The following is a 26359-nucleotide window of genomic DNA, read 5'->3' as shown; positions in this document are numbered from 1 at the left end:
GCGCCTGAAACTGTAGAGCGTCCTTGGGCGCTCTGTGCATAGATTTGTCGCGCAAATGTCACCGCCCCTGTAGGAGCGTCAGGTGTAGATGAACCGGTTCACGATTCCTTCCAGCATCTCCTGCCGCCCACTCACGGCCTGCGGGTCCAGTTCGTTGGCAAACGCATGTTCGGCCAGGGATTGCAGGCTGAACTCGCCCGCCAGTACGGCTTTGCCCAGCGGCTGCTGCCAGCCGGCATAGCGCTGGTCCTTGAACTGTTGCAGGCGGTCGTTCTGCACCATGGCGGCCGCGCGTTCCAGGGCCAGGGCCAATACATCCATCGCTGCGACATGCCCGTGGAACAGGTCGATATCGTCCAGGCTCTGGCGGCGCACCTTGGAATCGAAATTGTAGCCGCCGTTCCTGAAGCCGCCGGCCTTGAGGATTTCATAGGTGGCCAGGGTCATTTCCTCGACGCTGTTGGGGAACTGGTCGGTATCCCAGCCGTTCTGCGGGTCGCCACGGTTGGCGTCGATGCTGCCGAAAATCCCCAGGGACACGGCGGTGGCAATCTCATGGTGAAAGCTGTGCCCGGCCAACGTCGCATGGTTGGCCTCGATGTTCACTTTGATCTCGTGCTCCAGGCCGTACTCGTGCAGGAAGCCGAACACCGTGGCGCTGTCGTAATCGTACTGATGCTTGGTCGGCTCCTGGGGCTTGGGCTCGATCAGCAGGTCGCCGGTAAAGCCGATCTTGTGCTTGTGTTCCACCACCATGCGCATGAACCGACCGAGCTGTTCACGCTCGCGCTTGAGGTCGGTGTTGAGCAGGGTTTCATAGCCTTCACGACCGCCCCACAGCACGTAGTTGGAACCCTTGAGCCGCAGCGTGGCGTTCATCGCGCTGAACACCTGGGCGGCGGCGTAGGCGAACACCTCCGGGTCGGGGTTGCTCGCAGCACCGGCGGCAAAGCGCGGGTTGCTGAAGCAATTGGCGGTGCCCCACAGCAGCTTGATACCGGTCTGTTCCTGATGACGCTCCAGGTGGTCGACCATCTGCGCAAAGTGGTTGCAGTACTCCTTGAGCGAACTGCCTTCGGGCGCCACATCGGTGTCGTGAAAACTGTAGTAGTCGATGCCCAGCTTGGAGAAAAACTCAAAGGCCGCCTCCGCCTTGCCGATGGCCAGCTCCATCGGGTCACCGCTGCGCTGCCACGGCCGCTTGAAGGTGCCCACCCCAAACATGTCCGCCCCCGGCCACACAAAGGTGTGCCAGTAGCAGGCCGCCATGCGCAGGTGCTCCCGCATGGGCTTGCCGAGGATCAGCTTGTTGGCGTCGTAGTGACGAAAGGCGAGGGGAGCGTCGCTGGCAGGGCCTTCGAAGCGGACCTGCTCGACACCGGGGAAGTACGGCATGGCGTTTTCCTTATTGTTCTTGGCGGTGTCTGGATACTAGCAACGGCACTGGGGCTGCTGATTATGAAAATCACCAAGGGGTGGTGCGATTTTGAGTGAGGAACTCGGGACGGCTCAGGGAGTACAGGATTTAGGGAAACGTCTGACTTTACGGCGGGTAAATGCCTCTTCAAAGTTCGGAGCGCCAGTCACTGCCTTGATGTGATCAAGTGAGGGCGGCGAACTAAACTGAGATAAGGAACATAGAGATGAATACATCACAAGCCTTGTTGTATACCAACGACGTATCGCCTGAGTTTTTGAGTGGGTTGGATAAGTCTTCGCTCACTGAGCAAAAAAACGGGGCTCAGTAAGCAAGTGTTGGACGTGATGATAAAAAAAATGCCTACCGCAAGGCTCATCCACCTATTGCAATTTATCGAGTGGCGGCCGAAGGCAGTCACCCAGTAAGGATTGAGCGGGACAGGGCTTGATTGCTTTGCCGTTTCGCGCATTGGCAGTGGACTAATTTAAAGGGCGCAGTGCATGAGTGAAGGACATTTTGTTGGCCTGGGTGATAGAACGACGTGCGGCGGTAGAATTATCGAAGGTGATCCAAGAGTTAATATCTACGGGATTCTCCATGCTCGCGAAGGTGACCTGGTTACCTGCGGAAAACATAAAGGGACATACCAGATTCTAGGCGGCATTTCCCATATTGAGAGTCACGGTAAACGTGTGGCAGGCACACTGGATAGTTTCAGCAGTTGCCCATGTCAAGCTCGGTTGATTCCTTCGGTGTACTCAGCCACCTACGAAAACGAAAACTCAGCATCGCCTATTAATCAGCGAATTGCTCAACCCAACACATCAACGGTAAGCGCCAGCCCTGTAGCGCCGCGTCAATATGGTTTCGTGCCCTCCCGTCGAGCATCCAACGCAGAGAGCGACCAGGAGCCTGGCTTCTATATCGTGCCTAAGAGCATGACCCGCGAGGCGCTGGAGGCTACGCTTTTTCCGACGCTCGACCCAGCTGTGATGCGCAAGTTCCAGGCACTAAATCCCAATACGGGTAATGTCAAAGCCGGCTCAATGATTGTGCTCAGTGATCCGAGCAATACCTCCTGCACCTATCAAGAAGCGCAACTGATGCAGGCCGCCAGACAGGTCGACGCCTCCCTGGATACCTTGACGCCGGACGAGGCTGACTTCCTTTTTCGCCACGGTGCCGAAATTGCCGGGTTTATCGGCCATACTTCAACCTGGCTCGGCGTCAGTGCGGTGGTGTTGGAGAAGCACCTGAGCAATCTGCGCGACACACTCCAGGCGATGGAGCGCCTGCATCAGGAAAGCTATCGGCAGCACGGTCACCTTAGATCGTCGCAGTTCTTTGCAGATCGCCAGCGGTTGATGCACCAGCTGGATGCCCATTTGCTCAACTCCACGCGCTTGCGCGGCCAGACAACCTTGGGCGATCACCCGAAGTTGAAATCGGCCCTGGGTATTTCCAGCCGCAGCCTGGTGCATCACTGGGACAAGGCGGGCGGGCCGGGGCAGATTCCGGGGTATGCCGCTCATGTGGAGTCGGTCAGCCGTGCCACGAAGTATATGAAGGCAGGGGGGTACATCGGTATTGGTCTTGGTGGGGTGTCTTCGTTATTGGCTGTTCAGCAAGTGTGTAACGGTGACTCTGCGCAGTCGTGCAAGAGGATCAAGTTTACGGAAGCGGGAAAATTTGCAGGCGCTACCTTTTTTGGTGCTGGAGCAGGAGGGTTGGCCGGCGCGGCTGGCGGCTCAATCTGTTTAGCATTGGGTGTTACCACCGGGATAGGAGGAGTTGTCTGCGTCGCGGCTTTAGTCGGTGCTGGCGCATGGGCAGGTACCACTTACGGTGGTGAAGGTGGCGAATACATAGGTGAAAAAATCTATGAGGCTACAAACCATGACTAACATCGATACTTGGCCACCTTGGGTTGCGATCATATTCGCCGGAGGCCCTATTTTACTTGCAGCTGCTGGCCTTGCATTTAGCCTTTACCTTACTCACTGTCACCTAGATGCCATGAAGGAGGCCCTAAAAAATAGTCGTTATATGTATATATGGGGCACAAGTCTGGGGAGGCGAGGTTTGATTTGGTCGCTCTTGGAAATTTCGAAAATTGCCGGAATGGTTGTCTGGCCAAGGGCTTCTATCATTATGGGGGAGGTTGATCCAGGCGATATTGAAAAGTTTCCCCCATACCTGAAGCGTCTCTTAGTTGTCGATTTGGCAATGATGATAATTGCTTGTATTTGGATGGGGGTCGTGGTTGTGCTGCTTAGAGTCAGATAGTTTGAAGAGTCGCTGCGACTCATTGTTCTAGCGGGCCTCATCCAAGGCCCGCTATCCTGAGCAGTCAGACCTCTGAGTACTCATCTGCACCCACCGGCCCCAGGACAAAACCAATGAAAACCCTACCGCCCGTGCACCGCATCGCCTTGCTCTTCAACGGCAGCAAAATCTACGACCGTGGCATCATCGCCGGTATCGGCAATTACCTGAGCAGCACGCGTGCGTCCTGGGATTTGTTCCTGGAGGAGGATTTTCTCTGTCGCCTGCGCGGTATCGAGCGTTGGCAGGGCGATGGGATCATTGCCGATTTCGATGACCCGCTGATTGGCGAGGCGTTGGTCGGGAGTCGGATACCGGTGGTGGCGGTGGGCGGGTCGTATGAGGACGTCAGCCTGTACCCCAAGGGGATTCCCTATGTGGCGACCGATAACCATGCGCTCATGAAACTGGCCTACGAGCACCTGATCGAGGCCGGGTTGACACGGTTTGCCTGTTTCAGCCTGCCTGAAGCCCAGGCCAATCGCTGGGCCCAGGAGCGTGAGAAGGCTTTTCGCGGGTTGATGCAGCGCGACGGTTTGCAGGTAGAGATCTATCGCGGCCTGGGGACCAGCGCGCCGTCGTGGGACAGCGCGGTGGAGCAGCAGATTGCCTGGCTGCACAGCCTGCCCAAGCCTATCGGCATTATTGCGGTGACCGACGCCCGTGCCCGGCAGCTGTTGCAGGCCTGCCTGACAGCAGGCATTGCGGTGCCGGAGGAAGTGGCGCTGATCGGCATCGACAACGACCCGCTGACCCGCACGCTGACGCGGGTGCCGCTCAGTTCGGTGATCCAGGGCACCGAAACCATGGGCCGCACTGCCGCCGCGCTGCTGCACCAGATGCTGCATGGCAAACCCTGCGCGGGTACGCAGGTGCTGGTGCCGCCGGACGCAATCAACGTGCAGGCCTCCAGCCTGCACCAGCCTTTGGGCAATCCCTATGTGATGCAGGCCCTGCTGTTTATCCGCCAGTACGCGTGCCAGGGCATCAAGACCGCGCAGGTGGCGGCGTATGTCGGGGTGTCGCGCTCATCGTTGGAGTCGCACTTTCGCAAGGTGCGCGGGTGCAGCGTGCACGACGAGATCTTGCGCTTCAAACTCGCCGCCGCCGCCAAGGGCCTGGAAAACCAGGCGCTGGCGATTGCCGATATTGCGCAGACCTGCGGGTTCACCTCGGCGCAATACCTGCACACGGTGTTTCGCCGCGAGTTCGGGTGTACGCCCAGGCAGTACCAGCAGGGCGCGGCTTAGAACACCGCCTTGACCTGCAAACCCAGTATCAGCGCATTGTCGATACTTTCCCCGGAAAACGCCCCCGGTTCGATGATGTATTGCACATCCGGACGCAAGGTCAGCCACGGCGTGGCCTGGTAGCCGTAGCTGAGTTCGATCAACTGCTCGGCGCTGTCCAGGGCAGGGTAGGGGTTGCCTGCATTGACGGCCGCCAGTTCCTGTACATCGCGACTGCGCGGGTTCGGCACGGCGCGTCCATAGCCCAGGGCGACGGTGTCCCGTGGGCGGCCTTCGAACGGTTTGTACAACACCACCCCCGCGCCATACCACTTGCTGAACGGCGACGCCGCTTCGCTGGCCGCCGAGTATTGAGCAAAGGCATGCAGGCTGCGGCCCTGGGACGTCGGAGAGGCCCACACCGCCTGGTCGATCAACAGGTAGTGGCCGCCGCGACCGCTGACCGCTTTGTCGCTGCCGATGCGTTTTACATCGGAGCTGTCGTAGTAGTAACCGAGCTTGTACTCACCCGGCAGGCGGCCGGCGTGTTTGTAGATCAGCTCGATGGGCACCACGGTACCGGTGGTGTGTTTGGGCCCCAGGTGCCAGGCGCGGCTGGAATTGCCGTTGCTGGACGGGTCGACATTGAACGCGGCAACGCGCAGTTGCCAGTTGGGCGAAAAGTCGTATTTAACCCGTGCACCCAGGTGCGCATTCGGGTAGTTGGCCCAGCCGCTGCCGCCCGACATGTTCAGCGGGTGCCCGCAGAACCCGGCGTTCATGAAGTTGCACAGGATGCCGCTGTCCAGGCCGCCGAGGTCATTGCCCATGGCCATGTAGCCGAGCTTGACGTTAAGTGCCGGGGTGAACAGCGTGCGTTCGTAGCTCAACTCGGTGAGGCGGGTATAAAGGCCGCCGTAGTTTTCCTGGATCGGCAGGCGGTTGCCCACCAGGTCTTCGGAGGCGCTGTTGCCGCGTCGGTCGTTGATGGTCAGCTGGATGCGGTCGCCGTTGTTGAAACCGTAGAGTTTGCCCAGGTCGAACTGCACGCCGAGCTTGAGGTTTTGTGAGTAGCGCGCCGAGCGATGCTGGCCGCCATGGGCGTTGTAGGCGGTCTCGCCACTGTAGTCGCCACTGAAGCGCACGCCCTGGTCGTCGAGTTCACGGCGCAGGCCGCCCCAGTCGCCGGTCAGGGTGGTGTCGTCGGCTTGAGCGGGCAGGGCGGCGGCAAAGGCCAGGCCCAGCACCAGGCGCCCAATGCAGGTATGAGAAGTAGGGTTCATGCAGGATTTTCCAGACACAAAAGCGCGGTGCGGTCGCACCGCGCGAACAGGGGTTGTTACGGCAGGGAGTAGGCGATCACATAGTCGCCACGGTCGGTGGACTGGCGCGCACCGCCGGCGGTGACGACGATGTACTGCTTGCCGGTCTTGGGTGACACGTAGGTCATCGGGCCGCCCTGGCTGCCCACCGGCAGGCGGGCTTTCCAGATTTCATCGCCGTTGCCGCTGTTGAAGGCGCGCAGGTAGAAGTCCTGGGTGCCGGCGATAAAGATCAGGCCACCCTGGGTCGACAGCGTACCGCCGAGGGTCGGCAGGCCGATTTTGATCGGCAGGTGCATGCGGATGCCCAGGGGGCCGGTGTCTTCAACAGTGCCCACCGGTACTTGCCAGGCGATTTTCTGGGTTTTCATGTCGATGGCGGTCAAGGTGCCGAACGGCGGCGCCTGGCACGGAATGCCGGCTACCGACAGGAAGCGGTTCTTGTTCACCGCATAGGGCGTGCCCTTGAGCGGCACAGCGCCCATGCCGGTGTTCAGCGCTTCACCGCCGGAGGCCGCCAGGGCCTTGTTCTGCGACGGCACCATCTGGATCCACAGGCCCAGGCGCATGTCGTTGACGAAGATAAAACCGTGCACCGGGTCGGTGGAAATACTGCCCCAGTTCATGCCGCCCAGGGAACCCGGGAAACTCAGGGATTTATCGGTACCCGGCGCAGTGTACAGGCCGTCGTAGCGCATGCCCTTGAAGTCGATGCGGCACAGCAACTGGTCAAACGGCGTGGCGCCCCACATGTCCGATTCGGTCAGGGTCTGTGCGCCGATCTGCGGCATGCCCAGGGATTTGGGCTGGGTGGGGGAGTACGGCTCGTTGGGAATGTTCGCGGCTTTGACCGGCACTTCCTGCACGTCGGTCAACGGCTTGCCGGTGGTGCGGTCGAGTACATAGATTTGCCCGGCCTTGGTGCCGATCACCACGGCGGGCACCGCCTTGTCGCTGCCCGGCGGGGTGAAATCGATCAAGCTGGGTTGCATCGGCAGGTCGAAGTCCCACAGGTCATTGTGGACCGTCTGGTACACCCATTTCTCGGCGCCGGTGGAGGCGTCCAGCGCCAGTACCGAAGCACCGTATTTATGATTGAGCTGGGTGCGCTCCACACCGTAGATGTCGGTGGACGAGCTGCCCATCGGCAGGAAGACCGTGTTCATCAGCGGGTCGTAGGACATCGGCGCCCAGCTGTTCGGGGTGCTGCGCACGTAGGTGCTGCCCTCGGCTGGCGCATGTTTGTCTTCAGGGTTGCCGGGGTCGAACGCCCAGCGCATCTGGCCGCTGATGATATCGAAACCACGGATCACGCCGCCGGGCATATCGGTCTGTACGTTATCCGCGACGCGACCGCCCACCACTACGGTGGTACCGGCAATCAGCGGCGCCGACGACAATTGGTAGTAGCTGTCCGGCACATTACCCAGGCCGGCCTTCAAATCCACTTGGCCGTGGGTGCCGAAGTCTTCGCAGAATTTGCCGGTGTCGGCATCCACGGCGATCAGGCGTGCATCGATGGTGTTGGTCAGCAGGCGACGCTGGCATTGCGCACCGGCGGCCACGCTGGCGGCAATAATCGGCGAGCTGTTGGGTTGGGTCGGCTGGGCAATCGGCGCAGTGGCGTCGAAGTAGGCCATCCCACGACACCGCTGCCAGACCGCCGATTGGGCGTTGACCTCGTTCCTCCACAGTTCCTTGCCGGTGTCGGCGTCGAGCGCGATGAGGTTGTTGTGCGGGGTGCAGATGAAGACTTTGTTGCCGATCTGCAGGGGCGTCAGCTGGTCCTCGGCACCGTTACCGTCGCTGATCGCCACGTCACCGGTGTGGTAGGTCCAGGCGACTTTGAGCTTGTCGATGTTGTCGCGATTGATCTGGTCCAGCGCGGCGAAGCGGCTGCCGCCTTCGGTGTTGCCGTAGTGGGCCCAGTCTTTCTGGGCATCAGCCGCGGCCACCGGGGTGATGCCGGGGCCGGCGCCGGTCGGCGCGACGCTTGGGTGAGCGACGAACATATTGCCCGCCGCCACCGCCACGCCCAGCGCCAGTACAGCGGCGACGCCGTACGCACCACGCGCCGGTTTACCGACCAGCAGCGGATACACCAGCGCGACCACGATACCGATCACCGCGAACATGAACAGGCGCGAAAACAGCGGCCAGTACACCAGGCCCACATCCGCGACGGCCCATACGGCCGTGGCGACCAGGAACGCGGCGAACAGCCAGGCACCCGCCGGGTTGCGCCGGGCAATCAGCAGTCCGGCAAGGGCCATGGCCACGCCACCGACCAGGAAGTACCAGGAACCTCCCAGGCTGACCAGTTTGGCGCCGCCAACGGCGAGGGCAAGGCCGAGCAGGGCGATGATCACGCCCAGGCCAAGGAGTAAGAATCTAGAGGCGCCAGCGGCGCGCGATGCTCGTTTCATGTCGAAAGGGCTCGAGTGAGAGAGGGCAAAGCCTAATGCCGATCAGTTAGCGCAGATCCCCTCCCACATTTGATCTTCGCTGCGTTGAACATTTCGTTCGCTTAATTGACAGGCAATAGGGCAGGACCGCGATTTTAGCAAGATAAGTAACTGGTTAGTACATTTTGTCGCAAGGCGATGATTCCAGCGCATCGCGGGCACTCCTGGCGGCGCGAAACATTTATTAATACTTAACCGACTATTGGAGTTGTACGACGTCGTATCAACTGTGTTCGACTATCACCGCTCTCACAAAAAAAATAACGGAGACTCCCCCCTATGACCGGTTTTCCTTCCGTCGAAGGCAAGGCTGCGGCGCCTGCGCCCGGCCATGTTGTACGACTTCTAAAGCTGCTCGGCCCCGGCGTTATCGCGGTACTGTCCTGGCTGGGCGCAGGCGATCTGATTACCTCCTCCGTTGCCGGCGCCAACTACGGCTACGCCATGATGTGGGTGCTCGCGGTATCGCTGCTGCTCAGGTACCTGATCGTCAACATCATTGCGCGCTTCCAGCTGTGCAATAACCAAGGCATGACGATCCTTCAGGGCTATGCCCAGTTGAACCCGTTTTTCGCCTGGTTCCTGCTGGTGTATGCGCTGCTGATGGGGCATTTGATGAATGCCTACATGATCAAGGGCGCGGGTGAAGCCCTGGCCATGCTGTTCAAGACCGACTACGCGCTGCTGTGTTCGGTGGCCGTGGTGTTGGCAGTGTGGCTGCTGGTGGGGCGCAATATCTATTCGATGATCGAAGGCGTGATGAAGGGCCTGCTGGCGATCATGACCCTGGCGTTCATTGCCTTGGCGGTGATGTCCGGGCCGGACATGGCGGGTATTGTCAGAGGCACGATCGGTTTCAGCATTCCGCCGGATGAGGGTGTGCATGGCGCGTTGCTGGTGGCGGTCTCGGTGATCGGCGCGGTGGCGGGCTCGATCGCCAACTTCGTGCACCCCTATGTGATGCGCCAGAAGGGCTGGATCGGCCCGCAGCACAAGCGCATCCAGCGTAACGACCTGCTGTTCGCCGTGTTCGTCGGCATTGTGATCAACCTGGCGATCTGGATTGTCGGCGCCGAGATCCTGCGGCCCAACGGCATTGAAGTGAATACCCTGGGCGACCTGGGCAAGGCGCTGGAGATCTTCTTCGGCCCGATCGGCTGGTACATCTTCTTTATCGGCGTGTTCGCGACGCTGTTCGCCAGCATCTCGGGCAAGACCACGGCCTTTCCGATGCTGATCACCGATGCCTTCCAGCACGTGCGCCCCGGACGCCGGGAACGCTATGGCAAAGAGTTCCACCATGACCCGATGCACAAGTGGTTCATGCTGTTCATCCTGGTGACCCCGCTGGTCTGGTCGCTGCCGGGCATGCCGGACTTTGTCACGCTGACCATTGGTGTCAGCGCGTTGAACATCATCGGCCTGCCGGTGATTTCCCTCGGCCTGCTGATCATGTCCAACCAGAAGTCGCTGCTCGGCAAGGAGTACCGCAATAACCTGTTCGAGAACATTGCGTTGCTCTTCGCCACGGGTCTGGCGCTGTGGGTCGCGTTTCAGTTGGGTGTCGAGCTGTTCAACTGATCACCGGGTGTGCAGGCGTCGCATCTGCTTGAAGCGACGCCTGCGGACGGTCAACGAAACGCTGGCATCACCTGCTCGATAAACAGGGCCAGGGACTTCTTCTTCTCGGCATGGGGCAGGCTGTTGTCGCACCAGAAGCTGAACTCATCCACGCCCAGTTCCTGGTAATACCGAATACGCGGGATGATCTCTTCTGCAGTGCCGATCATCGCGGTTTTGTGCAGGCTCTCCAGTTCGAACTCGGGGCGTGCGGCGAACTTCTCTTCCGGACTTGGCTCCAGGAAACCGTTGACCGGCACGCTCTTGTTACCGAACCAGGCATCGAAGGTGCGATAGAACTTCGAGATCGCCTTGGCCCCGACTTTCCAGCCCTGCGGATCATCAGCGGCGTGCACGTGGGTGTGACGCAGCACCATCAACTGCGGGCGCGGCACGCCAGGGTTGTTGTCCAGGGCAGCCTGGAATTTGTTTTTCAGGTCCAGGACTTCTTCATCGCCCTTCATCAGCGGCGTGACCATCACGTTGCAGCCGTTGGCCACGGCGAAATGATGGGAGTCGGGGTCGCGGGCGGCGATCCACATCGGTGGGCTGGGCTGCTGGATCGGCTTGGGTACGCTGGTGGAGGTGGGGAATTTCCAGATGTCGCCGTCGTGGGCGTAGTCGCCTTTCCACAGGGCGCGCACTACCGGCACCATTTCGCGCAGGGCCTGGCCACCGCTCGAGGCAGGCATGCCGCCGGCCATGCGGTCGAACTCGACCTGATAAGCGCCACGGGCCAGGCCTACTTCCATGCGCCCGTTGCTGATCACGTCGAGCAACGCGCATTCGCCCGCCACCCGCAGCGGGTGCCAGAACGGCGCGATGATGGTGCCGGCGCCCAGATGGATAGTGGTGGTCCTGGCCGCGAGGTAAGCCAGCAGCGGCATGGGACTTGGCGATATGGTGTATTCCATCGCGTGGTGTTCGCCAATCCACACGGTGCTGAAACCACCGGCTTCGGCCATCAGGGTCAGTTCGGTCAAGTCTTCGAACAACTGACGGTGGCTGACGCTTTCATCCCAGCGTTCCATGTGTACGAACAGCGAAAATTTCATGACGCGTACCTCGGATCTATTGTTGTTTTCCGCAAAAAAAATGGGTTCAGCGGGGTATCAGGCAGGCACCGGCAGGGTACCCATCTTGCCGTGGCAATACACCAGGGGTCCATTCGGCTGTGTCGGCACGATCAAGTTCTTGACCGAGCCAACCATGATTGCGTGGTCGCCGCCTTCGTATTCGCGCCACAACTGGCATTCAATGACCGCTGTGGCATTGGCCAGGATCGGATTGCCCAATGCACTCAGGGTCCACTCGATGCCCTGGGCCTTGTCCTTGCCTTTGCGCGCAAAGGCATAGGCTTCGCTTTGCTGTCCGCCGGACAACACATGGATGGCGAAGCGCTTGTTCTTGATCAGTACGGGGTAGGAGTCAGAGCTGTAGTTGGGGCAGAAGAGCACCAGGGCCGGGTCCATGGACAGCGAGCTGAACGCGCTGGCGGTGAGGCCGACGATTTGCCCGTCGTCGTCCAGCGTAGTAATTACGGTGACCCCGGACGGAAACGAACCCATCACTTGTTTGTAGACGGCGGCATCGATCATGGGATTGTCCTCTGCTATGAAGCGGTTTTTTAAATTTATAGGTCTGATGGTATACCGTAATACATGAGTTGCAAGGGCTTTTTTAAACGGGCGATAAACGTGTCAAGAACCGCAAAAAACCCTCTATTACGGGGATTTATGCCTTGATAATGGGTTTTCTCGGGGCGGGATTGCCGGATCGGAGGCGGGCTAAAACAACGGATCAGTCTTGTTAAAAGCTTGGAATACCATAATATGGTGTTCATGCTGAGGGCGGCCCTAGAGTTCCCCTCGGTTGGCGTCAAACAACTATAAGATCAGACAAACGCGAGTTATTCCTATGCCTCAGATGTCCCGGCAAGACCCCCTGATCGAGCATCACACGGTCGATTACGTCCCCCTCTCAGAGCGCCACGGGAAAGCCCGCGACCTGTTCACGTTGTGGTTCAGCACCAATATCGCGCCGCTGCCCATCGTCACCGGCGCAATGGTGGCCCAGGTGTTTCATCTCAATCTGATGTGGGGGCTGCTGGCGATTGCCCTTGGGCATCTGCTTGGCGGCATCGTGATTGCCCTCGCATCTGCCCAGGGCCCGCGCATGGGCATCCCGCAGATGGTGCAGAGCCGTGGCCAGTTCGGGCGCTACGGCGCGCTGCTGATCGTATTTTTCGCGGCGCTGATCTACATCGGCTTTTTCATTTCCAACATCGTGCTGGCCGGCAAATCCATCGTCGGCATCGTGCCGTCGGTCCCGGTGCCGGCGAGCATCCTGATCGGCGCCCTCAGCGCCACGGCCATCGGCGTGATCGGCTACCGCTTTATCCATACCTTGAATCGCATCGGCACCTGGGTGATGGGCAGCGCGTTGCTCGCCGGGTTTGTCTACATCTTTGCCCATGACCTGCCGGCCGACTTCCTCACCCGCGGCGGTTTCAACGCCGCCGGCTGGCTGGCCACGGTGTCGCTCGGGGTGATCTGGCAGATCAGCTTCTCGCCCTACACCAGTGACTATTCGCGCTACCTGCCGGCGGACATCGGCATCACCCGGCCATTTATCGCCACCTACCTGGGCGCAACACTGGGCACCATCCTGTCGTTCGCCTTCGGCCTGGTGGCGGCACTGGCGACACCGGAAGGCACCGAAGCGATGGTCGCGGTCAAGCAAGCCACGGGCGCGCTGGGGCCGATCCTGATGGTGCTGTTCCTGCTCAATATCATCAGCCACAACGCACTGAACCTGTACGGCGCGGTGCTCTCGATTATCACCTCGATCCAGACCTTCGCCAGCCGCTGGACGCCCAGCATCAAGGTGCGCGTAGTGCTGTCGGGCGTGATCCTCGCCGGTTGCTGTGTAGTGGCGCTGGGCGCGTCGGCGGACTTCATCGCGCAATTTATCGGATTGATCCTCGCGCTGTTGCTGGTGCTGGTGCCGTGGGCCTCGATCAACCTGATCGACTTCTACATCATCAAGCGCGGGGTGTACGACATCGCCTCGATCTTCCAGGCCGACGGCGGGGTGTATGGCCGGTTCAACCTGCATGCGATCGTGGCATATTTCATCGGCATCATCGTGCAATTGCCGTTTGCCAATACGTCGTTGTATGTGGGGCCCTGGGCCAACCTGGTGGAAGGCGCGGACTTGTCGTGGCTGGTGGGGTTGGTGGTGACGTGTCCTTTGTATTACTGCCTGGCGACGCGCAAGCAGACGCAGAAGGTTCGTGCGGTAAGGCTGGGTTATTCGGACTGATCATCACGTCAAATCAAATACCCGGCGCTTGCCGGGTATTTTTCTGTAGTCGGTTTTTCCTGGCGGCGTAGGCAACTTCTCTATTTATCTTCACTCCTTGCTGCTTGTTTCCGGGCCGTATTCGCTTGCCTATATTCCGACGCCATCTCTATTGGACGCGGGATGCAGGGCATGGCGCAGAGTTATATCAACGACCATACAACCGACTACAGCAGCTTGAAGTCCCGCTTGATGGGGGGAGGCTTGAGCCGCCAGCGCTCCGACCATTTTGATGTGCTCAACCGGCACCTGCGCCATGGGCTGGTCACGCCGGGGCAATTAGTGATTATTCCCGATGCACACAGCGTGGAATGCTCCAGGGACGAAGCCTGGTTGATGCGCCATGCCGAGCAGGTGCGGCGCGACTTGGAACAGCACTCATCGACCGGCGCGGCGGTGGTCAATGACTATGACTTGCTGCAGAGCTTGCTGACCTATGGCTCGATTGGCGTCGGCAGCGCGACATCGGCCTGGGCGCGGCATTTGGATGAAACAGTGCATACGTTGGAGGAAATAGAGCGTTTGCATCAACGATTGAAAACGGGCGGGTTGGATCGCGAGACTTTCATTCGCCAGCGGCAGATGCTGTTTGCATTGCTGGATACTCAACTGCGTGGCGCGGGCAGATTGGGCACGGGCTTGCGCAGTAACCAGTCGTTGAAGGAGGTCCTCGGGGTCTCCACCAACAGCTATTTGCACAAGGGCGAGATTGCCGGCTATGCCCAGCGGATGGGGGCGATTGCGCAAGTGTCGAAGTGGTTGGGCAAGGGTATGTATGTGGGAATGGCGATGGACGTTGGCGCGGCGGGATTGGAGATCAAGGAGGCCTGTATGACCGGGAGGGAGGCGCAGTGTCGGCGAGCCAAATACGTGGAGACGGGGCGGTTGGCGGGTAGCGTGACGGGGGCCTCGATCGGGGGAGTCTATGGTGCAAGGGTTGGGCGGAGTGTTTGTAAGATAGCTTTCGCTATTTCGACCAAGGGACGCGCTGAGTTGGCCTGTGGAATTATCGGTGGCGCTGCGGGAGGGTACGCAGGAGGTTCTTTTTTGGGAGATGTCGGTGCTTTCCTGGGTGGAGAGATCCTAGAGGTCGATGGTGTTTTTTTATTTCAATCAGAGGGGGCTTAATAATGTCGCTCTTTCTTGTCTATAGCATCGTGCTGATGGCTGGGACGCACGTCCTTTTGGGGCTGATTCTATACGCCGAATATAGAAAACTCGACGAGCTGGAAAGTTACTTCAGTGACAACGAAAGAGTTCGTAGGCATAAACGTTTTTGGAAAAGAAACCAACGGATCGATAGGTTTCACCGCATGGGGCTTATGGTTGATTTCCTGTCCGATTCAAAGCGCTTCGTGAAAGCTGGCCTCGTCACCGAGGAAGAGTTGGCGTCAGTTCCTTTAGCGCTCAGAAGATGGGCATTGTGGCCCTATCGCAGCTGTCATATCTGGGCGATTGCAACCGTCATCTGGGCCATTTGGTACAGAGGTTGATACGAAGCTCCGATGGCGGAACGGCCAGCTACAAACGAGCTGACACTCTCCCAGCCGCTGCCACATGAAGCCTTCCAAGGCAGGCTCAATGCGCCCCGGCCGCCTTGTTCAAATCACTCTCGGCCCACTGCGTATACACACACGCATCCGCCGTGGCCCAGCGCACCCGCACCGGGTCACCGGTCTTGAGCGGCATGCCCGCAGCAGACAGCGCCTTGACCGTCATCGAAGTCCCACCCAGGGTTTTCACCGCGCACGTCTGGCTCTCGCCCAGAAACAGCACCTCCCCGACAATCGCCGAAACCTCATTCCAGCCCGCCGCCAGCGGTTGCTCGGTGGCCTGTTCGACGCTCAGCGCCAGGGCCTTTTCCGGGCGCACCATCAGCAATACGTCCTGCTCGGTGCGCAGCCCGGTGGTCAGGCGGATCGACAGCGACTGGCCTTCGAACGACGCTGCCGCATTGCCCTGGGCCTTGAGCTTGAGGAAGTTGGAATTGCCCAGGAACGAGGCGACAAACGCGTTCGGCGGGTTCTGGTACAGGTCGAAACCGCTGCCCAGGCCGACGATTTTGCCGTGGCTGAAAATCGCGATGCGCTGGGACAGGCGCATGGCTTCTTCCTGGTCATGGGTCACGTAGACGATGGTGATGCCCAGGCGCCGGTGCAGCTGGCGCAGCTCGTCCTGCAGGTCTTCACGCAGCTTCTTGTCGAGGGCGCCGAGGGGTTCGTCCATCAGCAGGATACGCGGCTCGTACACCAGCGCGCGGGCGATGGCGACGCGTTGTTGCTGGCCGCCGGAGAGTTGCGAAGGGCGGCGATGGGCGAACGGTTCCAGCTGCACCAGCTTGAGCATGGCGTCAACGCGTTTCTCACGTTCGGCGCTGGCCAGTTTGCGGATGGCCAGGGGGAAGGCGATGTTGTCGCGCACCGACAAGTGCGGAAACAGCGAGTAGCGTTGAAACACCATGCCGATGTCGCGCTTGTGCGGCGGCACGTTGACCAGGGATTGCCCACTCACCAGGATCTCGCCGCTGCTCGGCGTTTCAAAGCCGGCGAGCATCGACAGGGTGGTGCTCTTGCCCGAGCCGCTGGAACCAAGGAAGGTGAGGAACTCGCCGTCCTGGATGTCCAGGGAGATGTTGTCCACGGCGGCAAAGTCGCCGTAGTACTTGTTCAGGTTACGCAGGCTCACCAGGGGTTGGCCGGGGTTCTGCGTGGCATCTTGGATCACTGCACTCATGTTCTGCTCCTGGGCGCCTAGGCGCGGGTTTCGGTGCGCCGACGAAGGGCGGCGGCAATCACCATGACCAGTACCGACAGGCCGATCAGCAACGTCGAGGCGACGGCGATCACAGGCGTCAGGTCCTGGCGCAGGGTGGTCCACATTTTGACGGGAAGGGTTTGCAGGGTCGGGCTGGCCATCATCACGCTGAGCACCACTTCGTCCCACGAGACGAGAAAGGCGAACAGCGCACCGGCCACCATCCCTGGGCGAATCGCCGGGAAGGTCACCTTGAACACCGCCTGCACGCGCGAGGCGCCGCAGATCACCGCCGCGTCTTCAATCGACTGGTCGAACAGCTTCAGCGAGTTGATGATCGAGATGATGGTGAACGGCAGCGCGACAATCACATGGCTGACCACGAAGGCGAACATCGTGCCGGTGTAGCCGAGCTTGAGGAACAGCGCGTACACCGCCACGGCGATGATCACCAGCGGCACGATCATCGGCAGGGTGAACAGACCGTAGAGCAGCTCGCGACCGGGGAAGCGTCCGCGCACCAGGGCAAAGGCGGTCGGCAGCCCCAGCGCGACGGCGAAGAACGTGGTCAGCACCGCCACCTTGAGACTGGCCATCGCCGCGTTCATCCAGTCGGGGTTGGAGAAGAACTGGCCGTACCATTTCAGCGTCCAGCCCGGTGGCGGGAACACCAGCCATTGCGACGAACCGAACGACAGCAACACGATGAATACGATCGGCAGCAGCAGGAACAGGCCAATCAAACCGGTGGTGGTGTAGAGGCCCAGGCGCATCCTGCGGCTCATGGCGTTGGGGGTCAGGAGCATGACGGCTTACCTCGCGTTGCTGGCGCCAACCGGGGATTCCGGCTGGAGCTTCAGGTAGAAGTAGAACAGCACCAGCGTGATGAAGATCAGCAACGCGGCGCCGGCACTGGCCAGGCCCCAATTAAGGAACGATTGCACCTGCTGGATGATGAACTCCGGCAGCATCATGTTCTGCGCACCGCCGAGCAGCGCCGGGGTGACGTAGTAACCGAGGGACATCACGAACACCATCAGGCCGCCGGAAAACAAGCCCGGCCGGCACAGCGGCAGGAACACCCTGAAGAAGTTGGTCCATGGGCTGGCGCCACAGATGGAGCCGGCCTGCAGGATCATCGGGTCGATGGCCTGCATGGTCGCCTGCAGCGGCAACACGATGAACGGAATCATGATGTAGCTCATGCCGATCACTACGCCGGTGAGGTTATGCACCATCTCCAGCGGTTGATCGATGATGCCCATGGCCATCAACGCCTTGTTGATCACCCCCGAGGCCTGCAGCAATACCAGCCAGGAATAGGTGCGGGCGAGCAGGCTGGTCCACATCGACAGCAGCACGATACTCAAGATCCAGCGGCCCCAGCCGCGCGGCACCAGGGTAATCGCCCAGGCCAGCGGAAAGCCCAGCAGCAGGCTGAACAGCGTCACCAGGCCGGCCACCGAAAAGGTATTGAGCAACACCCGCGCATACGCGGAATTGGCAAACAGCTGTTCGTAATTGCCCAGGCCCGGCACCGGCTCCAGCACGCCACGCAGCAGCAGGCCGATCAGCGGCGCCAGGAAGAACAGGCCAAGGAACAGCAGTGCCGGGATCAGGTTGCTCGATCCGCGCCAACGCTGCGCCAGGGACGGCGCCCCGGCCCTGGCGCCAACGGCACCGCCGATGGCGCCTTCGGCCCGCGTGGTTGCCGTCATTTTCATTTGACTAGCCATTCATTCCACCGTGTCGCAATGGCTTGGCCGTTCTTGGCCCAGTAGGCGAAATCGAGGGTGATCTGGTCCTTGGCGTAGGCCGTCGGCAGGTTGGGCGCCAGGACTGAATCCAGGCGCTGCACGCTGTCGATATTCACCGGAGCGTAGGCGGTCAGGTTGGAGAAATCCGCCTGGCCCTTGGCGCTGCTGGCATTGGCCAGGAATTTCATCGCGGCCGCTTTGTTTTTCGAGCCTTTAGGCACCACGAGAATGTCGGCCATCACCAGGTTCTGCTTCCAGCTCACGCCCACCGGTGCGCCATCTTCCTGCAAGGCGTGAATGCGACCGTTCCAGAACTGGCCCATGCTGACTTCGCCGGAGGCCAGCAACTGTTGCGACTGCGCGCCGCCGCCCCACCAGACGATGTCTTTCTTGATCGTGTCGAGTTTGTTGAAGGCGCGGTCCAGGTCCAGGGGGTAGAGCTTGTCGGCTGCAACACCGTCGGCCAGCAGCGCCAGTTCGAGCACGCCTGGGCTTGGCCATTTGTAGAGGGCGCGTTTGCCGGGGTAGGTCTTGGTGTCGAACAAGGCGCTCCAGTCCTGCGGTTTGCCGGCGCCGAGCTTGCCTTCGTTATAGCCGAGCACGAAGGAGAAGAAGAATGAGCCGACGCCATGGTCGGAGACGAAGCGCGGGTCGATCTTGTCGCGCTGGATCACCGAGAAGTCGAGGGGCTCGAGCAGGCCTTCGGCGGCGGCGCGCAGTGCGAAGTCGGCTTCGACATCCACCACGTCCCACTGTACGTTGCCGCTTTCAACCATGGCCTTGAGTTTGCCGTAGTCGGTGGGGCCATCCTGGACCACGGTGATGCCGCTGGCCTTGCTGAAAGGATCGGCCCACGCCTGCTTCTGCGCATCCTGGGTGCTGCCGCCCCAGCTGACGAAATTGACGCTTTCGGCTGCCATGGCCGCGTGGGAGGCCACGCTCAACAATCCCGCGAACAGCAGCGCGGTTGTACCTTTGTTCAACACCATGTTTACGCCCTCATTGTTGTGTTTATGAGCGGGGCTTTGGAGTGCCCGCCTATCGGGAGCAGTCGGTCCGGACCACTTATTGGGGGTGTCCGGACCATGGAATATCATATTATGGTATTCCAAACTTTGCGCAAGCACTTTGCCATACCGGCTATCCGCCGGCGCTGGGTTTCTCACCTCAGATGAAGGGGATGCTTTCCACGACTTCCAGGTCGTAACCGGTCAAGCCTGCGTATTTCAGCGGTGGTCCGAGGTGGCGCAGTTTGCCCACGCCCAGATCCTGCAATATCTGCGCGCCGGTACCCACTTCCGAGTAAATCCGTGATTGGGAGCGGCTGAACTGACGTGGCGCCTGGGTCAACTGCGGTACGCGTTCGAGCAGTGCCTGGGACGATTCATGGTTGGCCAGCACCACCACCACGCCGCAGCCCTCTGCCGCCACGCGTTGCAGGGCGGCCCACAAGGTCCAGTTGGACGGCCCGCTGTAGTCGGCGCCGACCAGGTCGCGCAGCGGGTCGATTACATGCACACGCACCAGCGCCGGTTCATCGCGGCGCAGTTGGCCCATGACCATGGCCATGTGCACGCCGCCGTCGATGCGGTCTTCAAAGGTGATCAGGCGGAAGATGCCGTGCACCGTGGGCAGGTCGCGTTCGCCGATGCGTACCACGGTGCGTTCGGTGCTGAGGCGGTAGTGGATCAGGTCGGCGATGGTGCCGATCTTGATCCCGTGCTTGCGGGCAAAGGCTTCCAGCTCGGGACGGCGGGCCATGGTGCCGTCGTCGTTCATCACTTCGACAATCACCGAGGCCGGTGTGTGCCCGGCCAGGCGCGCCAGGTCGCAACCGGCTTCGGTGTGGCCGGCGCGGGTCAGCACACCACCATCCCGGGCGCGCAACGGGAAGATATGCCCTGGCTGCACAATATCGGCGGGCCCCGCGTTGATGTCCACAGCCGCCGCAACGGTGCGTGCGCGATCGGCGGCGGAGATGCCGGTGGTCACGCCGGTGGCGGCTTCGATGGACACGGTAAACGCAGTGCTGAACACGCTGCCATTGCTGGGCACCATCTGCTCCAGGCCCAGGCGTTGGCAATGTTCATCGATGAGGGTCAGGCAAATCAGGCCACGGGCCTCGCGGGCCATGAAGCTGATAGTCTCGGCGGTGCAACACGCCGCAGGCAGCAGCAGGTCGCCTTCGTTTTCCCGGTCTTCGTCGTCCACCAGAAGCACCATCTTGCCCTGGCGGTAGTCTTCGATGATGTCTGCGATGCTGTTGAAGGGCATGGGGAGTGCTCTGCTTGTTGGTTGTATGTATTATGGTATACCACAAATTCCAAACAAGAGGATGTCTCGATGAAGGCCTATTGGATTGCCCATGTGGACGTGTCCGATGCAGAGCAATACACCCAGTACACCCAGCGCGCCCCGGCGGCGTTTGCGAAGTTCGGCGGACGATTTCTGGCCAGGGGCGGGCGCAGTGAGGCGCTGGAAGGCGGGCCGGCACGGCAGCGCAATGTGGTGATTGAGTTTGATAGCTACGAGCAGGCGGTGGCGTGCTATGAGTCTGCTGAATATCAGGAGGCGAAGGGGCACAGAGCGGGGGTGGGGGAGGCGCAGATCATGATTGTGGAAGGGCTGGCATCCTAGGCCACACGAGACCGAGTGTGGTCCAAATGTGGGAGGGGGCTTGCCCCCGATGGCGGTGGGTCAGTTATAAACAAGCTGACTGACAGGCCGCTATCGGGGGCAAGCCCCCTCCCACATTTTGAACTGATTCTGGGCTGAAGATCAGCGCATGAAGTGAATCTTGCCGCTGTCATCATTCCCCATATAGATGCCGTACACCCCCGCCTGGCGCTCTTCGATATAGCGCTCCAGGATCTGCCGGATCGCCGGGTAGTAGATGCTGTCCCAGGGGATGTTTTCGGGGGCGAAGAATGTGTAGGCCAGGGTTTCCGGGCCGAACTGGCCGGTGGTCTCCAGCGCGATGGCACGGAAGATGATGTACACCTCGCTGATCTTCGGCACGCTGAAGATCGAGTAGGGCGACACGATCTCGGCGCGCACACCGGTTTCTTCCCAGACTTCGCGCAACGCCGCTTCTTCGGTGGTTTCGCCCCCTTCCATGAAGCCCGCCGGCAGCGTCCAGGTGCCGGGGCGCGGAGGGATTGCGCGCTGGCACAGCAGGTATTTGCCGTCCTGCTCGATGATGCATCCGGCGATGATCTTGGGGTTGATATAGTGGATGTAGCCGCAGCCCCGGCACATCAGGCGCTCGTGGGTGTCGCCCGGTGGCAGCTGATGACTAAGGTCACGGCCGCCGCAGGTCGGGCAGAAGCTGGGGCTGGGCACGGTCAGTGACCTATGCGCGGTTCTTTGAGCGCGATGGGCAGGGTTATCTCGGGGAGCTTGCCGGTTTCTTCCTGTTTGCGCTTGAGGTAATCCAGGGCCACGGCTGCCGCCGCACGCACGTGATCGACGCAGGCCTGGTGGGCGGCAAGGGGGTCGCCGCTCTTGATCGCCTGGACCATGCGTTCCATTTCCTGGTTGCTGGCGCCACGCCGGTTCTGCTGGGACACCGAGGTTGCGCGCAGGTAGCTGATGCGCGCCTGCAACTGGCGCAATTGCGTGGCGGCCACGTGGTTGCCGGAGCCTTCGAGCAACACATCGTAGAAGCCCTGCACGGAGTCGATCACTTGCTGCAGTTCGCCTTCCTTGAGGGCCTTGCGGTTTTCCTCGAGGGCTTTTTCCAGGGCCTTGATGTCCTTGGCCTTGGCGCGCAGGGTGAACAGCTGCACGATCAAGCCTTCGAGCACGCAGCGCAGTTCATAGATATCGACGGCATCGGCCAGGGTGATGATCGCCACCTGCGGGCCCTTGGCATCGGCGAATTCCACCAGGCCTTCGGACTCCAGGTGGCGCAAGGCTTCGCGCACCGACGTGCGGCTGACGCCAAGGCGGTCGCACAGGTCGCGCTCCACCAGGCGGTCACCGGGCAGCAGCTGGAAATTCATGATGGCGCTGCGCAGTTTCTCCAGCACGATTTCGCGCAGGGTGACCGGGTTGTGATTGACCTTGAAGCTGTCGTCGAGGGGCGCGCGTTTCATGGGGTTTGCTCTGAATGTAGCGGTTAACTGGAGGCCTCGGCATCGGCTTGCGCGAAGGCTTCACGGGCCAGCCGGAAGCTGTCCACGGCGGCGGGAACCCCGCAATAAATGCCGACCTGAAGCAGAATTTCGCGTATTTGTTCACGACTCAGCCCGTTGCGCAAGGCGCCGCGCACGTGCAGCTTTAGTTCGTGAGGCCGATTGAGGGCCGAAATCATTGCCAAGTTTATCATGCTGCGTTCCTTAAGCGACAAACCCTCCCGGCCCCACACATGGCCCCAGCAGTACTCGGTGACCATCTCCTGCAGTGGTCGGGTGAAGTCATCGGCATTGTCGATTGAACGCTGTACGTAGGCTTCACCCAAGACCTGAGTACGGATTTTCAGGCCTTGTGCATATTTGTCGTTGCTCATGGTTCAGCGCTCCTCAGGCCAGGGTCGGCAGCGGGCCCAGCTTGCCTTTGTGATAGATCATCGGCGTGACCGGCTGTGTGGGCAGGATCAGGTTCTTCACCGCGCCGACAATGATCGCGTGGTCGCCGCCGTCGTATTCGCGCCACAACTCGCACTCGATGATGGCCGTGGCGTTGGCCAGCAGCGGGTTGCCCAAGTCGCTCAGGTGCCACTCGATGCCCTTGGCCTTTTCCTTGCCTTTGCTGGCGAAGGCATAGGCTTCGGCGGTCTGGCCGGCGGACAGTAGGTGGATCGCGAAGCGCTTGCTGTCGCGCAGGATCGGGTAGGTGTCCGATGCGTAGTTGGGGCAGAACAGCACCAGGGCCGGGTCGATCGACAGCGCACTGAATGCGCTGGCGGTAATGCCGACGATGCCGCCGTCCGGGTCGAGGGTGGTGACCACCGTGACGCCCGAAGGAAACGAGCTCATGACGTCTTTGTAAATGCCGGGTTCGATCATGGGTGTGGCCTCTTAACGCATCACAAAGGGATCAGGCATGGGCGCCTGGGATAGGTTGATCCACACCGTCTTCAGCTCGGTGTAGGCCAGCACCGAATCGATGCCGCTTTCGCGTCCGTAGCCACTGTTCTTGAAGCCGCCGATGGGCGCCATGGCCGAGACGGCGCGGTAGGTGTTGACCCAGATGATCCCCGAGCGCACGTCCCGGGCCAGTCGATGGGCACGGCCCAGGTCGCGGGTCCAGATGCCGGCGGCAAGGCCGAACTGCGAGTCGTTGGCAATCGCCAGCGCTTGGGCTTCGTCCTTGAAACGGATCACCGAAGCCACCGGGCCGAACACTTCTTCCTGCATGATTTTCATTGAGTTGGCGTCGCACTCAAACAATGTCGGCTCATAGAACCAGCCCTCACCGAGGTTCTGCGGGCGCTTGCCACCAGTGCGCAGGCGTGCGCCTTCGGCGATGGCGTCCGCCACCAGCCCTTCGACCACGGCCAACTGCTGGGCGGTGGCCATGGGGCCCATTTCGCTGGCATCGTCCAGAGGGTTGCCGATGCGGATGCGCTCGGCACGTGCCACCAGGCGCTCGACGAATTCGTCGTAGATTTCATCCTGCACCAGCAGGCGCGAACCGGACACGCAACTCTGCCCGGACGCCGCATAGATCCCGGCAATCGCACCGTTGATGGCGCTATCGAGGTCGGCGTCGGCAAAAATGATATTCGGTGACTTGCCACCCAGTTCCAGCGACAGCTTGGCGAAGTTCTCCGCACTGCTGCGCACCACATGCCGTGCGGTGGCCGCACCGCCGGTGAAAGCGATCTTGCGCACCTGCGGATGGCGGGTGAGGGCGGCGCCGGTACTCGGGCCGTAGCCGGTCACCACGTTGACCACGCCCGGCGGGATCCCGGCTTCGAGGGCCAGGCGCGCCAATTCCAGGATGGTTGCCGAGGCGTGCTCCGAGGGTTTGATCACGATGGTATTGCCCGCCGCGAGGGCCGGCGCGAGCTTGATTGCGGTCAGGTACAACGGGCTGTTCCACGGAATGATCGCGGCGACCACGCCCATGGCTTCGTGCACTGTGTAGGCGAACAGGTCCGGTTTGTCCAGCGGCAAGGTGCCGCCTTCGAGCTTGTCGGCCAGGCCTGCGGTGTAGTGGAAGAATTCCGGCAGGTAGCTGACCTGGCCACGGGTCTCGCGGATCAGCTTACCGTTGTCGCGGCTTTCCAATTGCGCCAGTTGTTCGATGTTCTGGGCGATCAAGTCACCCAGGCGGCGCAGCAATTTGCCCCGTGCCGTGGCGCTGAGGCCGCGCCAGACCGGACTCTCGAAAGCCGTTTGCGCGGCCTGTACGGCGCGGTCCACGTCGGCTTCATCGGCATCGGGCAATTGCGCCCAGGGTTCGGCCAGGGCCGGGTTGAGGCTGTCGAAAGTCTTGCCGGACAGGGCATCGACCCATTCACCGCCGATGCACATCTGGAAGCGTGCGAGTGTCATGCAACGATCCCCTTTATTGGAGTGTTTTGGGCGTACACGGTGTCCAGGAACCCCAGCAACAGGCTATTGACCAGGCGCGGTGATTCCACCGGCATCATATGCCGTTGCTCGGCCAGCACCGCAACCGTGGCGCCGGGAATACGGTCGGCCAGTTGTCGGGCCATTTCCGGCGTCGAGCCGGGGTCCAGTTCGCCGGTGGCGACCAGGGTGGGCACGCGCAAGCCTTTGAGGTCGTCGGCGCGGTACATGTCCTGGGTCGCAAACAGCTCATAGGTGGTGAGGTAGCCCTGGGGGTCGTTGCCCGCCAGGGTCTGGCGCAACGCGGCGATCTGCGCCGGGTTGGCCGCCTGGTATTCAGGGCTGAACCAGCGCGACAGCGCCGCTTGCGCATTCGCATCCGGACCGTGCTCGGCGGCCTGGGCCGTGCGCGCTATGACGCCGGCACGCTGCTCGGGGCTGCGGTTGAACACACTATTAAGTACCACCAGGCTTTTGAGACGGTCGGGGTAATGCAGGGCAAACGCCCGTGCAACCAAACCGCCCATGGAAAATCCGATCACCGTGGCCTGGGGCAGTTGCAGGTGGTCAAGCAGTTCCAGCAACTGGTCCGCATAGCCGAGCAACGGCGTGTCGGCGGCTGGGCGCGGGCTGGCGCCATGGCCGAGCATGTCATAGCTGATTACATGGTATTTCGTGGCCAGGCCAACGATTTGCCCGCCCCACATTTCTTTGTTCAGGCCCACGCCGTGGATCAAAACCACAGGCTGGCCTTGGCCGGTCGCCAGGTAACTGGTACCCGCCGGGGTGTGTTCAGCGGTGAGCCGAATCATGGAGCGCTCCTGCATGCTTTTTCTTATGGCCGGTGTCGCTTACTGGGCTTTTTCAGCCGCCAGCTCTTCCAGGTCGATGTAACGGTTGCCGATCCGTGGGTGCAGGCGACCGCCATCGGCGCAGCCCAGCACGACGACGATTTCGTCAGCGCGCGGCGCGTCTTCGATCTGCATTTCCAGGGTGATGTAGTGCGAGCGCAGGCCTTCGTCGTCCTTGTGCATCATCGGAATCTGGATCGAGGTACCCGGGCCGCCGCGCTTGTTGGTGAAGCTCAGGTAGCTCTTGGCCTTGACCGCTTCACGGTAGTGGTTGCCGAAGCGCAGGGTATGGATGATCGCGCTCGCATGCTCGATCTCGCCATCGGCGCCCACCACGGCCGCTTTGCCGTAGGCCTCGATGTTCTCGGCGCCACCGATGATGCCCACCAGGCGCTCGACCATCAGCGCGCCGAGGTCGGAGCAGTTGGCGCGGATCTCCGGCTTCAGGTCTTCGACAAAACCACGACCCAGCCAGGGGTTTTTCAGCACCACGGCCAGACCGACCATTTTCACAGGCGTGTCGGAGGCTTTGCCGCCCTCGATAAAGGTCTCTTCTACATAACTGACGATCTTGCGGATTTCGAAACTCATGGGCTGCTCCGTCTAAGTGAGGGTCTGCGTATGATGGTATACCATAATACGAGAAGCGCAATAGGCGAGCGGCAAGATCCCGGGCAAGCGTGCGGGGTTGTTGAGGAGGTGAGGTGTGCAGCGATCAGGCGGTGAAGGGTT

The 26359-nt window shown here is 61.0% G+C and carries 25 protein-coding genes; 8 read left to right on the top strand and 17 right to left on the bottom strand.

Annotated elements, in window-relative coordinates; genetic code table 11:
- Positions 1-78: 78 nt before the first annotated feature.
- Complete coding sequence (gene xylA / locus BFQ04_RS22905) at positions 79-1395, bottom strand: xylose isomerase (protein WP_065952771.1); 1317 nt, start codon at positions 1393-1395, stop codon at positions 79-81.
- Between the two features lie 525 nt (positions 1396-1920).
- Between xylA and BFQ04_RS22900 the strand changes: the two genes are divergently transcribed.
- From BFQ04_RS22900 to BFQ04_RS22890, 3 genes are all read left to right on the top strand, one after another.
- Positions 1921-3324, top strand: coding sequence for a PAAR domain-containing protein (locus BFQ04_RS22900; RefSeq protein WP_065952770.1), 1404 nt, complete (start codon positions 1921-1923; stop codon positions 3322-3324).
- On the top strand, positions 3317-3706 hold the full coding sequence (locus tag BFQ04_RS22895; RefSeq protein ID WP_065952769.1) for a hypothetical protein: 390 nt from the start codon (positions 3317-3319) through the stop codon (positions 3704-3706). The genes BFQ04_RS22900 and BFQ04_RS22895 overlap by 8 nt, the downstream gene beginning before the upstream one ends.
- A gap of 113 nt (positions 3707-3819) precedes the next feature.
- A complete protein-coding gene (locus BFQ04_RS22890; RefSeq protein WP_065952768.1) occupies positions 3820-4995 on the top strand; it encodes a XylR family transcriptional regulator in 1176 nt (391 codons plus the stop codon).
- Here the strand turns inward: BFQ04_RS22890 and BFQ04_RS22885 are convergent.
- Both BFQ04_RS22885 and BFQ04_RS22880 read right to left on the bottom strand, forming a co-directional pair.
- A complete protein-coding gene (locus tag BFQ04_RS22885) occupies positions 4992-6257 on the bottom strand; it encodes a carbohydrate porin (protein ID WP_065952767.1) in 1266 nt (421 codons plus the stop codon). The genes BFQ04_RS22890 and BFQ04_RS22885 overlap by 4 nt on opposite strands.
- A 56-nt stretch (positions 6258-6313) precedes the next feature.
- The gene (locus BFQ04_RS22880; RefSeq protein ID WP_065952766.1) at positions 6314-8722 is read right to left on the bottom strand and encodes a glucose/quinate/shikimate family membrane-bound PQQ-dependent dehydrogenase; all 2409 of its coding nucleotides are present in this window, start codon (positions 8720-8722) and stop codon (positions 6314-6316) included.
- 318 nt (positions 8723-9040) lie between these two features.
- Here BFQ04_RS22880 and BFQ04_RS22875 point away from each other — a divergent pair, with 318 nt between their 5' ends.
- On the top strand, positions 9041-10342 hold the full coding sequence (locus BFQ04_RS22875) for an Nramp family divalent metal transporter (protein ID WP_065952765.1): 1302 nt from the start codon (positions 9041-9043) through the stop codon (positions 10340-10342).
- Between the two features lie 50 nt (positions 10343-10392).
- On the opposite strand, the gene BFQ04_RS22870 is transcribed toward BFQ04_RS22875, so the two are convergent.
- Together BFQ04_RS22870 and BFQ04_RS22865 are read right to left on the bottom strand one after the other, a co-directional pair.
- Positions 10393-11436: an LLM class flavin-dependent oxidoreductase gene (locus BFQ04_RS22870; RefSeq protein ID WP_065952764.1), complete on the bottom strand. Its 1044-nt coding sequence runs from the start codon at positions 11434-11436 to the stop codon at positions 10393-10395.
- A 57-nt stretch (positions 11437-11493) separates the two neighbouring features.
- Positions 11494-11979: a flavin reductase family protein gene (locus BFQ04_RS22865; protein WP_065952763.1), complete on the bottom strand. Its 486-nt coding sequence runs from the start codon at positions 11977-11979 to the stop codon at positions 11494-11496.
- Between the two features lie 319 nt (positions 11980-12298).
- Between BFQ04_RS22865 and BFQ04_RS22860 the strand changes: the two genes are divergently transcribed.
- The 3 genes from BFQ04_RS22860 (at position 12299) to BFQ04_RS22850 (ending at position 15237) form a co-directional block, all read left to right on the top strand.
- Entirely contained in the window at positions 12299-13705 is a 1407-nt protein-coding gene (locus BFQ04_RS22860; protein ID WP_065952762.1) for a purine-cytosine permease family protein, read from the top strand.
- A gap of 171 nt (positions 13706-13876) precedes the next feature.
- Entirely contained in the window at positions 13877-14872 is a 996-nt protein-coding gene (locus tag BFQ04_RS22855) for a hypothetical protein (RefSeq protein ID WP_065952866.1), read from the top strand.
- Positions 14873-14874: 2 nt separating this feature from the next.
- Positions 14875-15237: a hypothetical protein gene (locus BFQ04_RS22850; RefSeq protein ID WP_065952761.1), complete on the top strand. Its 363-nt coding sequence runs from the start codon at positions 14875-14877 to the stop codon at positions 15235-15237.
- Between the two features lie 85 nt (positions 15238-15322).
- Here BFQ04_RS22850 and BFQ04_RS22845 read toward each other — a convergent pair whose 3' ends face one another.
- The 5 genes from BFQ04_RS22845 to ribBA form a co-directional block, all read right to left on the bottom strand.
- The gene (locus tag BFQ04_RS22845; protein WP_065952760.1) at positions 15323-16477 is read right to left on the bottom strand and encodes an ABC transporter ATP-binding protein; all 1155 of its coding nucleotides are present in this window, start codon (positions 16475-16477) and stop codon (positions 15323-15325) included.
- A 17-nt stretch (positions 16478-16494) separates the two neighbouring features.
- Positions 16495-17304 carry an ABC transporter permease gene (locus BFQ04_RS22840; protein ID WP_065952759.1) on the bottom strand — a complete coding sequence of 270 codons (810 nt, stop codon included), beginning with the start codon at positions 17302-17304 and terminating at the stop codon, positions 16495-16497.
- Between the two features lie 6 nt (positions 17305-17310).
- Positions 17311-18222 (bottom strand): ABC transporter permease, encoded by a 912-nt coding sequence (locus BFQ04_RS22835; protein WP_065952758.1) that lies wholly within the window; start codon positions 18220-18222, stop codon positions 17311-17313.
- Positions 18219-19244: an ABC transporter substrate-binding protein gene (locus BFQ04_RS22830; protein ID WP_065952757.1), complete on the bottom strand. Its 1026-nt coding sequence runs from the start codon at positions 19242-19244 to the stop codon at positions 18219-18221. The genes BFQ04_RS22835 and BFQ04_RS22830 overlap by 4 nt, the downstream gene beginning before the upstream one ends.
- A 178-nt stretch (positions 19245-19422) precedes the next feature.
- Positions 19423-20529 (bottom strand): bifunctional 3,4-dihydroxy-2-butanone-4-phosphate synthase/GTP cyclohydrolase II, encoded by a 1107-nt coding sequence (gene ribBA, locus BFQ04_RS22825; RefSeq protein ID WP_065952756.1) that lies wholly within the window; start codon positions 20527-20529, stop codon positions 19423-19425.
- 69 nt (positions 20530-20598) lie between these two features.
- On the opposite strand from ribBA, the gene BFQ04_RS22820 reads away from it, so the two are divergent.
- Positions 20599-20892: a DUF1330 domain-containing protein gene (locus BFQ04_RS22820; RefSeq protein ID WP_065952755.1), complete on the top strand. Its 294-nt coding sequence runs from the start codon at positions 20599-20601 to the stop codon at positions 20890-20892.
- Positions 20893-21033: 141 nt separating this feature from the next.
- Here the strand turns inward: BFQ04_RS22820 and BFQ04_RS22815 are convergent, their stop codons facing one another.
- From BFQ04_RS22815 to BFQ04_RS22785, 7 genes are read right to left on the bottom strand one after another with little or no spacing between them, the layout of a single operon-like run.
- Complete coding sequence (locus tag BFQ04_RS22815; protein ID WP_065952754.1) at positions 21034-21597, bottom strand: NUDIX hydrolase; 564 nt, start codon at positions 21595-21597, stop codon at positions 21034-21036.
- A 2-nt stretch (positions 21598-21599) separates the two neighbouring features.
- Entirely contained in the window at positions 21600-22352 is a 753-nt protein-coding gene (locus tag BFQ04_RS22810; RefSeq protein WP_065952753.1) for a GntR family transcriptional regulator, read from the bottom strand.
- Between the two features lie 23 nt (positions 22353-22375).
- Entirely contained in the window at positions 22376-22765 is a 390-nt protein-coding gene (locus BFQ04_RS22805; RefSeq protein ID WP_065952752.1) for a carboxymuconolactone decarboxylase family protein, read from the bottom strand.
- A 13-nt stretch (positions 22766-22778) separates the two neighbouring features.
- Positions 22779-23264 (bottom strand): flavin reductase family protein, encoded by a 486-nt coding sequence (locus BFQ04_RS22800; protein ID WP_065952751.1) that lies wholly within the window; start codon positions 23262-23264, stop codon positions 22779-22781.
- A gap of 12 nt (positions 23265-23276) precedes the next feature.
- Positions 23277-24758: an aldehyde dehydrogenase gene (locus BFQ04_RS22795; protein WP_065952750.1), complete on the bottom strand. Its 1482-nt coding sequence runs from the start codon at positions 24756-24758 to the stop codon at positions 23277-23279.
- On the bottom strand, positions 24755-25588 hold the full coding sequence (locus BFQ04_RS22790; RefSeq protein ID WP_065952749.1) for an alpha/beta fold hydrolase: 834 nt from the start codon (positions 25586-25588) through the stop codon (positions 24755-24757). Before BFQ04_RS22790 ends, BFQ04_RS22795 begins: the two co-directional genes overlap by 4 nt.
- Before the next feature lie 39 nt (positions 25589-25627).
- Positions 25628-26218: an amino acid synthesis family protein gene (locus BFQ04_RS22785; RefSeq protein ID WP_049708911.1), complete on the bottom strand. Its 591-nt coding sequence runs from the start codon at positions 26216-26218 to the stop codon at positions 25628-25630.
- Between the last annotated feature and the right edge of the window lie 141 nt (positions 26219-26359).

The organism is Pseudomonas sp. 37 R 15 (assembly GCF_900004865.1).
In the GTDB taxonomy this organism is placed as follows: domain Bacteria; phylum Pseudomonadota; class Gammaproteobacteria; order Pseudomonadales; family Pseudomonadaceae; genus Aquipseudomonas; species Aquipseudomonas fluorescens_AM.
Note: the sequence above shows the minus strand (reverse complement) of the source record. Positions and strands in the feature narration are given on the sequence as shown.